Source organism: Hyphomicrobium sp. (genome assembly GCF_036262015.1).
In the GTDB taxonomy this organism is placed as follows: Bacteria; Pseudomonadota; Alphaproteobacteria; order Rhizobiales; family Hyphomicrobiaceae; genus Hyphomicrobium_C.
Map to the genome: position 1 here is coordinate 582,526 of NZ_DATAJR010000004.1, position 14,682 is coordinate 597,207.

Sequence of the window (14,682 nt, forward strand, 5' to 3'; positions counted from 1 at the left end):
TGGGAAGGTCTACTCGGCCTTCATGACGAAACAGTCGATGGCGAGACGGCGCAGCTCGAGGCAGGTGTTCGAGGCGCCCTGTTCGTTGAAGTGCACGAAGCGCGCGCGGAAGATCTGCCGGTTCTCGCGCTGGACGGGCAGTGTCACGCTGCTATGGCCCTCGAGCAGGCCGACAGCACGGCCGCGGACGAGCTCAAGCTTGGACTGGGCCTCCTGAACCGAGCCATATGCGCCGATCTGGATCTCATAACCTTGGCCCAGCGGAGCAGCAGAAAACGGTTTTCCTGACGGAACCGGTCCCTTGAGATAGGACGGCGGAACGTCGGACTTGGGCGCCGAAGGCTGGGCCGTGTCGCTCGCATCGCTGATCCGCGTCTCCCCCTGGGACGTGGAGGCCGTCATCAGGGCGCTCGCTTGCGAGTCGAGCGTTGACGGCTGACGAACGGCGCCTTGAGGAGCCCCGTCGACGATCGAATTTCTGATGAGCGCTGCGATGTCCTGCGGGCCTGCGGCGGCAGACGCCTGGAGAGAGCGGGTCTGTGCGGCGCCGGGTTCGGGATCGCCTTCAGACATCGCGGCTCTGAGGGCCTGCAGGTCAAGGCGGGGAGGGTGTGCCGAAGGCGCGGCGGGCGTAGCATCAGCGACGACCAGAGGCGCGTCAGTTTGAGTGTTACCCTGCGCGAGAACCTGAGAAATCGGATCGTGCGTGGGGCGAACGGCGGGTGTCGGAGCCGGGGCCGGCACGGGCGCCGGAGCCTGGGGCGGCGCAGTTTTGACCGGGGTCGTCTTGACGGTGACGGTTTTGACCGGCTTTGCGGGCGCAGGCGCTTGCTTCGTTTCCGTCGCCCAGGCGACTTCGGTCGGCGCGGGAGCGCTCGGTGGACGCGCCGCGGGTTTCGGCAGCGCGATCAGCTGTTGCGCCGGCTTGCGTGTTTTTTGCGTGGATGCGTTTTCGAGCGCACGGAAGAGCAGCATACGCATATGGGCATTGCGCGATCTGGCGGTTTTGCCGCCGAAGACGGCCGCTACGAGATGCTTGTTCTCCGTACGGACGGACGAAACCAGATTGAAGCCGGAAGCCCGCGTGTATCCGGTCTTGATGCCGTCCATGCCGGGAAAGCCCAGCATCAGCGTGTTGTGCGTCTTGTAGGTTTTTCCACGGAACGTAAATGAGTTCATGGCGAACAGGCGATAGTGCTTGGGGAAGTCGTCCTGGAGCCTGAGCGCCAGGGTGCACATGTCGCGCGCGGTGGACTTCTGGTTCGGGTTCGGCAGCCCGGATGCATTGCGGAACGTGGTCGACGTCATGCCGATCTGCCGCGCACGTTCCGTCATCAGGCTGGCGAACTGATATTCGCTTCCTCCGATATGCTCGGCGATCGCGACTGCGACGTCATTGGCCGATTTGGTGACCAGCGCCTTGATGGCGTCGAGCACCGAAATTTCCTCGCCAACGTCGAGACCCAGCTTCGAAGGCGCCATGCCGTTGGCTCTGGCGCTGATCTTGATCATGCTGTCGTAGGAGAGACGCCCAGCCTCGATCTCGCCGAAGAGCATGTAGAGCGTCATCATTTTCGTGAGCGACGCGGGAAACCGGGGTTCGTCTGCAAATTGCGCGTGCAACACCTTGCCGGTGTTCGCGTCGATGACCATAGCGGATTGCTTGACCTCCGCGCTCGCGGCTTCCCGCGGCGCCAGCATCGCTGCACAGAGCGCGAGCAGGAGCAGCATCGATCGCGAGAAGGCAGTGGCCAATGGACCCCCTGTAGCGTATGCGCGCATAGCCGAAAAAGCGAAGTTCGGCCCACCCTTGCGCAGACCGTCAACCATAACCCGAACCGGCTCTCCATGCCTATTCATCTGGGCCACTTTGGGGCCACCCGAAAGGGGAAAGCGACCGATACGCTAGCCGACGCGTCCTGCCATTGAGTTAACAGATCGGTCACCAGTCTGGGTCGCATTGCTGCGATGCAGCATAACACTTGAAAAAATGGTGCGCTGCGCCTAGAACTAAAGGCCTAGGCATCCCGTGCCGATAGTAGGGTCTTCTCCAACCGCTAGCAGCAGGCAGGCATCCCATGATCAACGGCTTCCAGGACTTCCAGAAATTCGGCCAGACCAACGTCGATACTGTGTTGAAATTGTTCGGTGATTGGAACAAAGGTTGGCAGGCGATCGCGGCTGAAATGACCGACTACTCGAAGCGCGCATTCGAAGACGGCACCTCGACCTTCGAAAAGCTCGCTTCCGCCAAGTCGATCGACCAGGCCTTTGAAATCCAGGCCAGCTTCGCAAAGCGCGCCTACGACGACTACGTCCATCAGCTGACCAAGATCGGCGGCATGTACTCGAACCTGGCTAAGGACGCTTACAAGCCGGTCGAAAAGGCTTTCCAGAACGGCAGGTAGTCGCGCCATGAGCGCTGAGCATTGCTCTGTGACGGGGAAAGACGCTCAGCTTTGACAGAGATTTGGCCCGGGCGCTCGCCCGGGCCTTTTTTATCTGGCGGGAGATCCCACTTTCATTTCGCCCGATTGGTTTGTTCACTTGTCGCCATGGGTCGCAGCCCAGGTTTGCAAAGGGCATTGCTGGCGCAAGCTAGCTGCGTAAACATGGCAGGGACACCAAGGGCGCTTTCCTCGCGACGGCGTCAGTTCGATCTACGACGGGTAAGATGACACTGGGACTGAGAATGGCGGGCAAAAACGGCGGCGGAAACGACCGCGGGGGCGAGGAAGGCAAGACGGGCCTCGTTACCAAGACACGCCCGAAGACTAAGAAGCCGTCACTCTACAAAGTGCTGCTTCTCAACGACGACTACACGCCGATGGAATTCGTTGTGCTCGTGCTGGAGAAATATTTCAGCAAGGGGCGCGAGGAAGCCACGCGCATCATGCTGCACGTACACCACAAGGGAGTCGGCATCTGCGGAGTGTTCACCTATGAGGTCGCAGAAACAAAGGTGACGCAGGTTATGGACTTCTCGCGGCAGCATGGCCATCCTCTACAATGCACCATGGAGAAAGAGTAGGTCAGACGTGCCATCCTTCTCGAAGAGCCTTGAATCTTCACTTCACCGTGCGCTCGAATTTGCGAACGAGCGCAATCATGAATTTGCGACGCTCGAGCATCTGCTCGCAGCGCTGATCGACGACCGTGACGCGGCCGCCGTCATGCGCGCTTGCAATGTGGATCTCGACCAGCTCCGCGCGCGTGTCGGAGAGTATCTCGATACCGAGCTCGGGAATCTCGTTCACAAAGGCACGGCCGAAGCTCAGCCGACCACCGGCTTTCAGCGTGTCATTCATCGCGCAGTTGTCCACGTGCAGTCTTCGGGCCGTGAAGAAGTGACGGGCGCCAACGTGCTTGTCGCGATTTTCGCCGAGCGCGAGAGCCATGCCGCGTTTTTCCTGCAGGAGCAGGAGATGACGCGCTTCGATGCAGTCCAGTACATCAGCCACGGCATTGCCAAACGAGCGGGCATGTCGGAGCCCAAGGGAGTGCGCGGCGTGGACGACGAGCAGGCGAGCGAGGCAGGCGAGGAGAAGAAACCTGGCCAGGACGCGCTCAATACCTACTGCGTGAACCTCAACAAGAAGGCGCGCGATGGCCGCATCGATCCGTTGATCGGGCGCGAGCAGGAAGTGCTGCGCACCATCCAGGTGCTCTGCCGCCGCCAGAAGAACAACCCGCTCTTCGTCGGCGATCCCGGCGTCGGCAAGACCGCCATTGCCGAAGGCCTTGCGCGCAAGATCCTGCGCGGCGAGGTTCCCGAAGTGCTGAAGCACGCCACGATCTTCGCGCTCGACATGGGCGCGCTGCTCGCCGGTACGCGCTATCGCGGTGACTTTGAGGAGCGCCTCAAGGCCGTTATGAAGGAGATCGAGAACTATCCCGGCGCGATCCTCTTCATCGACGAGATTCACACCGTGATCGGCGCCGGCGCCACGTCCGGCGGCGCGATGGACGCGTCCAACCTGCTGAAGCCCGCGCTTCAGTCGGGAACGGTGCGCTGCATCGGCTCGACGACCTACAAGGAATATCGTCAGCACTTCGAGAAGGACCGCGCACTCGTCCGTCGCTTCCAGAAGATCGACGTCAAGGAGCCGACGGTCGAGGACTCGATCGCGATCCTCAAGGGCCTCAAGCCCTACTTCGAGGAGTTCCACAAGCTCAAGTACACGGGCGAGGCCATCAAGGCCGCTGTGGAGCTGTCCGCGAAGTACATCCATGACCGCAAGCTGCCCGACAAGGCGATCGACGTGATCGACGAAACGGGCGCGTCGCAGATGCTAGTGCCGGAAGGCAAGCGCAAGAAGAAGATCACCGTGAAGGAGGTCGAGGCGACCGTCGCCACGATGGCGCGCATCCCGCCGAAGACGGTGACCAAGTCCGACGCCGAGGTTCTCGGTAACCTCGATAAGGACCTGAAGCGGCTTGTGTTCGGTCAGAACAAGGCCATCGAGGCGCTCTCCGCCGCGATCAAGCTCGCGCGCGCGGGCCTCCGCGAGCCGGAGAAGCCGATCGGCTGCTACCTGTTCTCAGGTCCGACCGGCGTCGGCAAGACCGAGGTTGCCAAGCAGTTGGCTGCTCTCATGGGTGTCGAGCTGCTGCGCTTCGACATGTCCGAGTACATGGAGAAGCACACAGTCTCGCGCCTCATCGGCGCGCCTCCGGGCTATGTCGGCTTCGACCAGGGCGGCCTCCTGACGGACGGTATCGACCAGCATCCGCATTGCGTGCTGCTCCTCGACGAGATCGAGAAAGCGCATCCGGATCTGTTCAACATCCTTCTGCAGGTGATGGACCACGGCAAGCTCACCGATCACAACGGCAAGCAAGTCGACTTCCGCAACGTCATCCTGATCATGACGACCAACGCGGGTGCGAGCGACATGGCGCGTCCGCCGATGGGCTTCAACCGCGAGAAGCGGGAAGGCGAGGATACCGAGGCCGTGAACCGTCTGTTCACGCCGGAGTTCCGCAACCGTCTCGACGCGGTCATCGCCTTCTCGGGCCTGCCGCCGGAGGTCATTGCCAAGGTCGTCGAGAAGTTCATCTTCCAGCTCGAGGCCCAGCTCGCAGACCGCGGCGTCACCATCGAGCTTTCGGAAGGTGCACAGAAGTGGATCGGCGAGAAGGGCTACGACGAGAAGTTCGGCGCCCGGCCGCTGGCGCGCGTCATCCAGGAGCACATCAAGAAGCCGCTCGCGGATGAGCTGCTGTTCGGCAAGCTAGAGCATGGCGGCACCGTCAAGGTGCTGGTCCAGGGCAAAGGCGAGGACAGCGCGCTTACCCTCGAGATCATTCCCGGCGATCCGTCCAAGAAGCCGCGAGCGAAGGATGAGGACGACGAGGACGATGATGTCGAGGGGGCTGAGGCTGCTCTTGTCGAGGCAACAGCGCCCCGCAAGGCTCTCCCGGGCCCGAAGGACAAGAAGGAGAAGTCGACACGCTCCTCGAGTGCTGTTCCGAGTGTGCCACGCAAGAAGGAAGAGTAGGCTTTAGGCCGCTTCTGAACCGAAAAATGAGAACGCCGCGAAGCAAGCTTCGCGGCGTTCTGTTTTGATGCAGTCGAACTTGGTCAGTTGTTAAGTGCGTAGTTCAAACCCACCCTGAAAGTGTGAAGCTCAAGCTTCTGTGCATAGTGCTCTTCCCAAGGTGTCGAGGACGTCGGAGAGACCGTACCGGTGAGGCTGTAGTTCTCCTTGCCGAGATCGACGTACAGATATTCGCCCTTGAGGGACCAGTTGGGATCAAATTTCCACTCCGCGCCGACACCCGCCGTCCAGCCGATGTGGTTGGTGTCCCCGGATGTCCTGCCGCCCGCGTCTGGGAAGGTGGGGCCATTGTGTTGCGACGCTTCGCGGGAGTCCGTAACACCCCAAGCGAGGCCCGCTGTTCCGTAGAGGAGCGCGTTGCCGGCGACGAACCCGAGCCGCCCGCGAACGGTGCCGAACACCTCGAGCTCGGAATCGATGTTCCACTGTGTACAGGAATTCGGCGCACACGGACCGGCGGTGGTCGTTTCGAACTGGCCGCTGGCTTCCGCATTCGTCCAAGAAGCATCGGCTTCGATGCCAATTACGAGATTGCCAGTCTGATAGTTGCCACCAACCTGAAAGCCGCCGAGCCAGCCGCCGTCATCGCTGAGGCTTCTCTGATCCGGAACGAAAGGGTCGCTATAAATCAGCGCTCCGGTTGTCTTGGACAAGTCTACATCCCAGTCGCCCGTGGCGTAGCCACCGTGGACGCCAACGTAGAGACCGGACCAATTCTGGGCAGAAGCAACGCCGGACACCGTTGCCGAACAGAAAATAGTCAATATAATAAATAACTTACGCATACTTACCCCCAATACGCACAACAAGCCGTCCACAGACAATTAACAATTTACTAACCGCTCCGCCATTCGTTCCCCGTCGGACGACTGGCGATATGTCCAACACTGTTGCAACTAAAACACGGACGGTTTGCGTGCGGCGCGCGCGAAAGTCGCGGGAATGGCTTTGTCCGCAAAGACATACAAACGCCGCGCGTTCGGGGAACGCACGGCGAGGCTCTTCTGATTGTCAAAAGTCAACGCAGATGCGCGCCCAAACCTCTGCGGAGATGGGGGGCGCCGTCGCGGCCCTCTTGCGTCAACGAGAAACGCCGCGAAACAGTTCGCGGCGTTTCGGTTCAAAGGCCGTCGGGCGCGACACGCCTCAAGCTGTCGAGCATGGGCGAGGAGAACTCGCGCCGGTAGAGCACCAAGGTCACCACCAGCGTCACGCCCAGGAACATCAGCGGGTCGACGAACCACGCCAGCAGCGGGATGGCGAAATAGTAAGCCCGAATGCCCTTGTTGTAGCTATCGCCCGCCAGACCGGCGATATGCGCGGCGCTCTCGACATAGTGCGCCACCTCCGTCGCGTCGGTGTCGGCCGCCCTCGGCGACGCGCCGACGATGATGGACACCACATTGTACTGCCACGCCGACCACGTGAATTTGAAGAACGCGTAGACGAATACGGCGATCAGAGTGAGCGCCTTCACCTCCAGCAGCCAAGGCTCGGCCGGCGTCGAGTAGGGCAGCCGGGAAATGACATCCCCCATGGTCGGTCCCAGGAGCGCAATGAGCCCGCCGAGAATGAACACGGTCGTGGACGCAAAGAACAAAGCGCCCCTCAACAGATTTCCGAGCAGCGTGGCATCGGCGATATGCGACTCGCGCTGGCAGATGCGCCGCATCCAGCGCGCCCGGAAGATGTTAACGGTGGAGATCAGGCTCGGCCGCCGCGTGCTCTGCCACTTCGCAATGGCACCGTAGCCGAGCCAGCAAATCAGGAAGCACGCGAGCGCGACCACGTCGTTGATCGGCAGGGGAGGGACCCTCATCTGCTGCTACGTCTCCACGCAGATCTTGCCGAAGTGCTGAGCCGCCTCCTCGTAGCGGAACGCGTCGGCGAGGTCCACGAGCGGGAACGTCTTGTCGATCACCGGGCGGATGCCCGTCGCTTCGAGGCCGCGGATCATGTCGAGCTGATGCGCCCGGCTGCCGACGATGATGCCCTGCAGCTTGATCTGCTTCGCCATCAACGCGAGGGTGGGTACCTCGCCCTTGATACCGGTCAGAATGCCGATCATCGAAATGTGTCCGCCGATGCGCGACGCGACGATCGACTGTGCCAGCGTGCCGGGCCCGCCGATCTCGAGCACGTGATCGACGCCGCGCTTGCCTGTCCAGGTGCGAACGGTTCGGCCCCACTCGGGATCAGTCTTGTAATTGACGGTGAAGTCGGCGCCCATCGCGCGCGCCCGCTCGAGCTTTGCATCCGACGACGAGGTAACAATGGCCGTCGCGCCCATCGCCTTTGCCATTTGCAGCGCGAAGATCGCGACGCCGCCGGTGCCGAGGATCAGCACGCTGTCGCCCGCCTTCAGGCAGCCATCCACGACGAGCGAACGCCATGCCGTGAGCGCCGCGCACGGCAGCGTCGCCGCCTCCGTGTGGCTCCAGCCCTTGGGCGCGTGGGTGAACCAATGCGCCGGCGTGACGACCGCCTCCCGCGCGTACCCGTCGATGCCGTCGCCCGGCACATGGCTGAAGTTGCCGTGCGGCTCCGTGCCGTCCTGCCAATAGGGAAAGAAGCACGAGACCACGTGATCGCCCGCGGCAAACTCGGTCACGCCGTCACCCACGGCTTCGACGACACCGGCGCCGTCCGACAACGGGATACGTCCGTTTGCGGTCGGAATGGCGCCGATGGCTACGGCGTAGTCGTGATAGTTGAGCGAGTTCGCATACAACCGCACGCGGATCTGGCCTGGGCCGGGTGCGCCGGGATCGTCGGTCTCGGCGACCTGCAGAGTGGCGAGGCCTGGCGGCCGCGAGAGTTTGATGGCTTTCATTGTTGGGAGCTCTGCTTTTGCGAATGGATCTTGGAGAGCAAACCTAGGCCACACGCAACGCTTCGGCTACCCGCACCAAAGATCGATGGAACCTGATGGCGTGCACACAGCTGGCCCTCCTCCAGTCGCCGCGGCGTACAATCGCGAGCGGCGCTCAAGGTTAGGGGGCCCAAAAACAGAGGGAAGGTGCCGGGGTATTACTCCGCCGCCGCCTTCGTGTACCCGAACTTTTCGTTGAGCTTGTTGATCAGATCCGCGGCCGCCTTCGGGATGTTCGTGCCCGGGCCGAAGATGGCCGACGCGCCTGCCGCGTAGAGCGCCTCGTAGTCGTGCGGCGGGATCACGCCGCCGACGACGACCATGATGTCGTCGCGGCCGTCCTTGCCGAGCGCCGCCTTGAGATCCGGCACCAGTGTAAGATGCCCGGCCGTCATGGTCGAGACGCCGATCACGTGCACGTCGTTCTCGACCGCCTGCCGCGCCGCCTCGTCCGGCGTCGCGAACAGAGGTCCGATGTCGACGTCGAAGCCAAGGTCGGCGAACGCGGACGCGATCACTTTCTGGCCGCGATCGTGGCCGTCCTGGCCCATCTTGGCAATCAGGATGCGCGGACGGCGTCCGTCAACCTTCTCGAACGCAGCAGCCATCTGGATGACCGTGCCGACGTCGTCGTTCATGGAACCCGCCTCCGATCTGTAAACGCCCGAGATGGCGCGGACCTCGGCGCGGTGCCGCGTGAATACCTTTTCCATGGCTTCCGACATTTCGCCGACGGTTGCCATCGCGCGCGCCGCCTTGACGCCAAGGTCGAGCAGGTTTGCGTTGCCTCTTGCGCCTTCCGTCAGCGCATTGAGGGCGGCCTGCACCTCCGCCTCGTTGCGCTCGCCGCGCAACCGCTTGAGCTTGGCGATCTGCTGCTCGCGGACCGACGCGTTGTCGACCTTGAGGAAGTTGATCGGCAGATCGTCAGTTACGCGCAGCTTGTTGATACCGACGATGGTCTGTCGGCCGCTGTCGATGCGCGCCTGCGTGCGGGCGGCGGCTTCCTCGATGCGGATCTTCGGAATGCCCGCCGCGATGGCCTTGGCCATGCCGCCCAGCTTCTCGACCTCGTCGATGTGCTTCATGGCCTTGAGCGCAAGCTCGTAGGTCAACCGTTCGATGAAATGGCTGCCGCCCCACGGATCGATCGGGCGCGTGGTGCCGCTTTCCTGCTGCAGCACAAGCTGCGTGTTACGGGCGATGCGCGCTGAGAAGTCGGTCGGCAGCGCGATGGCCTCATCGATGCCGTTCGTGTGCAGGCTCTGCGTATGGCCCTGCGTGGCCGCCATGGCCTCAATGCAGGTGCGCGTCGCGTTGTTGAAGATGTCCTGCGCCGTGAGGCTCCAGCCGGACGTCTGGCTGTGCGTGCGCAGCGAGAGCGAGCGGTCGTCCTTCGGTGCGAACTCCTTCTTGATGAGCGTCGCCCAGAGCAGACGCGCGGCGCGCATCTTGGCGATCTCCATGAAGTAGTTCATGCCGATTGCCCAGAAGAACGACAGGCGCGGCGCGAACTTGTCGATGTCGAGGCCGCCTGCCACACCCGCGCGCGCATACTCGATGCCGTCGGCGATGGTGTAGCCGAGTTCCAGGTCCGCCGTCGCACCCGCTTCCTGCATGTGATAGCCGGAAATCGAGATCGAGTTGAACTTCGGCATGTTGGCCGAGGTGTAGGCGAAGATGTCCGACACGATCCGCATCGAAGGCTCGGGCGGATAGATGTAGGTGTTGCGCACCATGAACTCTTTCAGAATGTCATTCTGAATGGTTCCCGCGAGCTTCGCGGCCGGAACGCCCTGCTCCTCGCCCGCGACGATGAAGAGCGCGAGCACCGGCAGCACGGCGCCGTTCATGGTCATGGAGACGGTCATTTCCTGCAGGGGAATGCCGTCGAATAGCGTGCGCATGTCGTAGATGCTGTCGATGGCGACGCCCGCCATGCCGACGTCGCCGCGCACACGTGGATGGTCGCTGTCGTAGCCGCGGTGCGTCGCGAGATCGAACGCCACCGAGAGGCCCTTCTGACCGGCCGCGATGTTGCGGCGGTAGAACGCGTTGGAGTCCTCGGCTGTCGAGAAGCCTGCGTACTGGCGGATCGTCCAGGGCTGCGTGACGTACATCGTCGGATACGGGCCGCGCACGAACGGCGCGATGCCGGGGTATGTGTCGAGGAAGTCGAGCCCCGCCGTGTCGCTCTCGCCGTAGACCTGCTTCACGGCAATGCCTTCCGGCGTCGTGAACACCTCGTCCTCGGCGCTGGCCGAAGGGGCATCATGGGCCAGTCCATTGGCCTTGCGCGCGGCTTCGAGCGAGATCTTGGTGAAATCCGGAATGCTGGTCATGCCTTGAGCCATTTTTTGTTGGGCAGCGCCCTTGAATGGTGAATGCCGGCCACGAAGGGCGAAGCTTACGAAATTCCGAGTTTTTCCTGAAGGCCCTTGAGGGTCGCGACCGCATCGGCGCCCGCGAACAGGAACCGATCCACGCCCGCTGCCTTGAGGTCGGCTTCCTTGTCGCCGGGCCGGCCAGCCATCAGTACGAGCTTCGCGCCTGCGGCCTTGAGCGCCTTGGCCGTCGCTTCCGCGTGCTCGGCATTGAGCGCATCCGACGAGCAGATGCAGGCCGCCGTGGCGCCCGAGGCCTTGAAGGCCTTGGCGGCTTCATCCGCCGAGGCATAGCCGTCCGACGTCAGCGAAGCGATGCCACCAGCCGCGAGGTAGTTCTTGATCCAGGTCGAGCGCGCCGTGTGGTCGATCACCTGACCGATGCTGGCGAGGAACACGCGCAGCTCGTCGCCGGTCTTCTCGGCATGGGCATCGGCTGCATCGCGCAACTTTTCGAACGGCTCGGCCAGACGATGCGGTGTGAGCGGGCGCACCAATTCCTTGCAGCGTACGGCGGGTGCGGCACGCAGCGGTTTCACCTTCACGCCGTCGTCCCCGAGCAGCGGAAAGGCCGAAACGCCCGTCAGATCTTTGCGGCCTGTTGCGATGGCATTGGCCCGCGTCGCCGCATCGGCAGCAACGCGATCCTGAATGAAGCCCTGATCGAGCGCGGCGATGATGCCGCCCTTGCCTTCGATCTCCTGGAGAAGCGCCCAGGCGGCCTTGGCCGTTTCGTCCGTCAGGCTCTCGATGTACCAGGAGCCGCCCATCGGATCGACGACGCGTCCGAGCCAGGATTCTTCCTGAAGCACGATCTGGATGTTGCGGGCGCAGCGGCGCGCGAAGTCGTCCGCTTCGCCGAGCGCGGCCGTGAAAGGAAGCACGGTAATCGCATCCGCCCCGCCGAGCACAGCACCCGCGCACGCGAGCGTCGAGCGCAGCATGTTGGTCCAGGGATCGCGCTTGGCCATGATCCGGAACGAGGCGTGAGCCGACAGATGCAGATTTGCTGCGGCATCGCCGGCGCCTGAAGCTTCCGCGATCCGCCAGATGAGGCGACGCGCAGCACGCAGCTTGGCTACCGTCGAGAAGAGATCCGTATCGGAGGAGAGCGCGAACGAGATCTGTCCAAGTGCGTCGGCGGGTGCGATGCCGGCTGCCTCGAACATGCGGAGATAGGCAATCAGCGTCGAGCCGAGCGCGGCCAGCTCGAAAGCCTCCGTCGCCCCGGCCTCATGATAGACCGTCGCGTCGACGCGAACGCTGCGCACGGACGGCACCTCTGCGCGGGCCTCGCGGGCGAGCGCCATCGTCTCGACGAGCGCCTTGTCGACGGCAAGCGGAAGGGTACCCCAGCGGGCCAGCGAGCCGATCGGATCGAGGCCCAGGAACACCTGCGCGGATTTCGAGGGAATATCGAGACCCGGCAGGGCGGCGATGAGGTGACGGGCCGCATCTGCTGCACCGAGCCCTGCACGCAACTCCAGCGGCGCGAGGTCGAGGCGCATCCCGGCAAGCGCGGTCGCCATGTCGGCGGCGCTCGAGATCCGGCAGCCGGTCTGGCCCGGAGCCTCAATGTCGAGGATGATGCCGTTGGCGCCGCCATCCAGCTCGACGAGGATCTCGCGGTTGGCGCGGTCGGGGTCGAGCGCACCGATCCGCTGGCGGATTTCCCAGCCGAGGCCCTCGACCGTGGAACGGGCGCCGCGCGTGAAGGGTGCATGCCCCGGAAGCGCGCCCTGCAGCGCCGGGACGCTTGTTTCGCGGCGGTAGAGCGGCTCGACCCGAATGCCGTCCTGCGTCCGCGTGACGAGCTTTTTCTCGAAATCAGCGCCCTTGATCGCCTTGTCGACGAGTTTGAGCCACTGCTCGCGCGTTGCCGCTTCGAAATCGGCAGCGAGGGGTGTCGTGGAAACGCCTTGGGATGTGCCAGCGGCCGTCATGGTTGCCTTCAAACCCTGTCGATCGGATTGGTGTGTCGGAGGCCCCCCGTCGGGCGCCGGACTTTCGCTCTGCTCTATAAGGAAAATGGCGCCTTTGCGCACGCGGAAATCGTGTTCTGCGACAGTTGGACGACACGCATGTCGGGCGGCGGAATTGCGCTTTCGCACAAGGCCTTCCGAGAGGCGAAAAACATTTCCCCAGCTTGACGGAGAGGGCCATGCAACTGAATTTGCAATAGGCTTGGCGCCATGCAAAGAGGGCTAGGGGGTGCGCAAGGCCGAGTCGGCGGTGGCCGTCCGGTTGCGGGCGCGTGTGGAAGCGCCGCCTTTTGGGTTAATTCGGAGAGTGGAATGAGCCAGTCGGTGCTTCAGGACGGCAAGATCTTCATCGGCAAGAGCACGAAGCCGGAATACCTCGAGCTGCGCTTCGCCAACCGCCACGGCCTCATCACCGGTGCGACGGGCACCGGCAAAACGGTGACCCTTCAAGGGGTGGCCGAAGGATTTTCGGCGGCTGGCGTTCCGGTTTTCGCGGCTGACATCAAGGGTGACTTGTCGGGCCTTGCCGCCGTCGGCGAACCGAAGGATTTCCTCGTCAAGCGCGCTGAGGAAGTGGGCCTCGACTCCGACTGGAAGCAGCAGGCGTTCCCGACCATCTTCTGGGATGTTTTCGGCAAGGAAGGCCACCCCATCCGTGCCACCGTGCTCGACATGGGACCTCTGCTGCTCTCGCGTATGCTTGAGTTGAACGAGGTGCAGGAGGGCGTGCTCAACATCGCCTTCCGCGTCGCCGCCGACGAGAAGATCCCGATCCTCGATCTCAAGGATCTGCGTTCGATCATTTCCAACGTTGCCGAACGTTCCAAGGAACTCGTCGCCAAGTACGGCAACGTGGCGACCACGTCGGTAGGCGCCATCCAGCGCCGCCTGCTCGTGCTCGAGGAGCAGGGCGCCGACCAGTTCTTTGGCGAGCCGTCGCTCGACATCAATGACTTCATGCGCATCGCTCCGGACGGGCGCGGCGTCGTCAGCATTCTCGCGGCCGACAAGCTGATGGAGAAGCCGCGCCTCTACACCACGTTCCTGCTCTGGATGCTGACCAAGCTCTGGCAGACGCTGCCCGAGGCCGGCGATTTGCCGAAGCCCAAGCTCGTATTCTTCTTCGACGAAGCGCATCTTCTGTTCAATGAGGCGCCCAAGGCCCTGCTTGAGCGCATCGAGCAGATCGCCCGCTTGATCCGTTCCAAGGGCGTCGGCGTCTACTTCATCACGCAGAGCCCGCTCGACGTGCCGAACTCCGTTTCGGCCCAGCTCGGCAACCGCGTCCAGCACGCGCTGCGCGCCTTCACCCCGCAGGAACAGAAGGCCGTCCGAGCGGCCGCCGAGACCTTCCGCAAGAACCCGGATCTCGACACCGAGCGCGTGATCATGGAGCTCAAGGTCGGCGAGGCGCTGGTCTCCATGTTGGAGAACAAGGGCGAGCCGTCCATGGTTCAGCGTACGCTCATCCGTCCGCCGGAGGGCCGCGTGGGGCCGGTTTCGGCTGACGAACGCCAGAGCGTGATCGAGTACAGCCCGGTTTACGGCAAATACGAACAAACGGTCGATCGCGAGAGCGCGCACGAGATCCTCACCAAGCGCGCCAATCAGGCAACCGAAGAGGCCGGCGCAGGTGGCGGCGGCTGGGGCGATATCATCTTCGGCGGCGGCTCGTCCGGTGGCGCGAAAGGCAAGGGCGGCCGTCCGAGCCAAGGTATGGGTGAGATGATCGGCAAGGATCTTCAGCGCTCGATCTCCCGCACGATCGCGACGACGATCAAGAACATCATCGTGAAGTCCATTACGGGCAGGAGCCGCTGAGGGAGGTGCCCGGAGACGTGGCGTAATAGGTTGATCGCGGCCGTCCGGCTGCGAAGAAGGCG

The 14,682-nt window shown here is 63.2% G+C and carries 10 protein-coding genes; 4 read left to right on the forward strand and 6 right to left on the reverse strand.

Annotated features, from left to right (window positions below):
• Positions 1-9: 9 nt before the first annotated feature.
• Complete coding sequence (locus tag VHO05_RS03690) at positions 10-1,755, reverse strand: serine hydrolase (RefSeq protein WP_329645261.1); 1,746 nt, start codon at positions 1,753-1,755, stop codon at positions 10-12.
• A 323-nt stretch (positions 1,756-2,078) separates the two neighbouring features.
• Here VHO05_RS03690 and VHO05_RS03695 point away from each other — a divergent pair, with 323 nt between their 5' ends.
• The 3 genes from VHO05_RS03695 (at position 2,079) to clpA (ending at position 5,501) form a co-directional block, all read left to right on the forward strand.
• Complete coding sequence (locus VHO05_RS03695) at positions 2,079-2,408, forward strand: phasin family protein (protein WP_329645262.1); 330 nt, start codon at positions 2,079-2,081, stop codon at positions 2,406-2,408.
• Positions 2,409-2,692: 284 nt separating this feature from the next.
• Positions 2,693-3,031, forward strand: a complete 339-nt coding sequence (gene clpS, locus VHO05_RS03700) for an ATP-dependent Clp protease adapter ClpS (RefSeq protein ID WP_329645263.1) — start codon at positions 2,693-2,695, stop codon at positions 3,029-3,031.
• Positions 3,032-3,038: 7 nt separating this feature from the next.
• Positions 3,039-5,501 carry an ATP-dependent Clp protease ATP-binding subunit ClpA gene (gene clpA, locus VHO05_RS03705; protein WP_329645264.1) on the forward strand — a complete coding sequence of 821 codons (2,463 nt, stop codon included), beginning with the start codon at positions 3,039-3,041 and terminating at the stop codon, positions 5,499-5,501.
• Between the two features lie 83 nt (positions 5,502-5,584).
• Here the strand turns inward: clpA and VHO05_RS03710 are convergent, their stop codons facing one another.
• The 5 genes from VHO05_RS03710 to VHO05_RS03730 all read right to left on the reverse strand — a co-directional run bounded on the left by VHO05_RS03710 (position 5,585) and on the right by VHO05_RS03730 (position 12,760).
• The gene (locus tag VHO05_RS03710; protein ID WP_329645265.1) at positions 5,585-6,346 is read right to left on the reverse strand and encodes an outer membrane protein; all 762 of its coding nucleotides are present in this window, start codon (positions 6,344-6,346) and stop codon (positions 5,585-5,587) included.
• Between the two features lie 335 nt (positions 6,347-6,681).
• Entirely contained in the window at positions 6,682-7,380 is a 699-nt protein-coding gene (locus VHO05_RS03715; protein ID WP_329645266.1) for a DUF599 domain-containing protein, read from the reverse strand.
• Positions 7,381-7,386: 6 nt separating this feature from the next.
• The gene (locus VHO05_RS03720) at positions 7,387-8,394 is read right to left on the reverse strand and encodes an NAD(P)-dependent alcohol dehydrogenase (protein ID WP_329645267.1); all 1,008 of its coding nucleotides are present in this window, start codon (positions 8,392-8,394) and stop codon (positions 7,387-7,389) included.
• A 197-nt stretch (positions 8,395-8,591) separates the two neighbouring features.
• Positions 8,592-10,775: a methylmalonyl-CoA mutase gene (scpA, locus tag VHO05_RS03725; protein ID WP_329645268.1), complete on the reverse strand. Its 2,184-nt coding sequence runs from the start codon at positions 10,773-10,775 to the stop codon at positions 8,592-8,594.
• A 65-nt stretch (positions 10,776-10,840) separates the two neighbouring features.
• Positions 10,841-12,760 (reverse strand): methylmalonyl-CoA mutase family protein, encoded by a 1,920-nt coding sequence (locus VHO05_RS03730; protein WP_329645269.1) that lies wholly within the window; start codon positions 12,758-12,760, stop codon positions 10,841-10,843.
• Between the two features lie 351 nt (positions 12,761-13,111).
• On the opposite strand from VHO05_RS03730, the gene VHO05_RS03735 reads away from it, so the two are divergent.
• Complete coding sequence (locus tag VHO05_RS03735) at positions 13,112-14,620, forward strand: helicase HerA-like domain-containing protein (protein ID WP_329645270.1); 1,509 nt, start codon at positions 13,112-13,114, stop codon at positions 14,618-14,620.
• Positions 14,621-14,682: the final 62 nt, after the last annotated feature.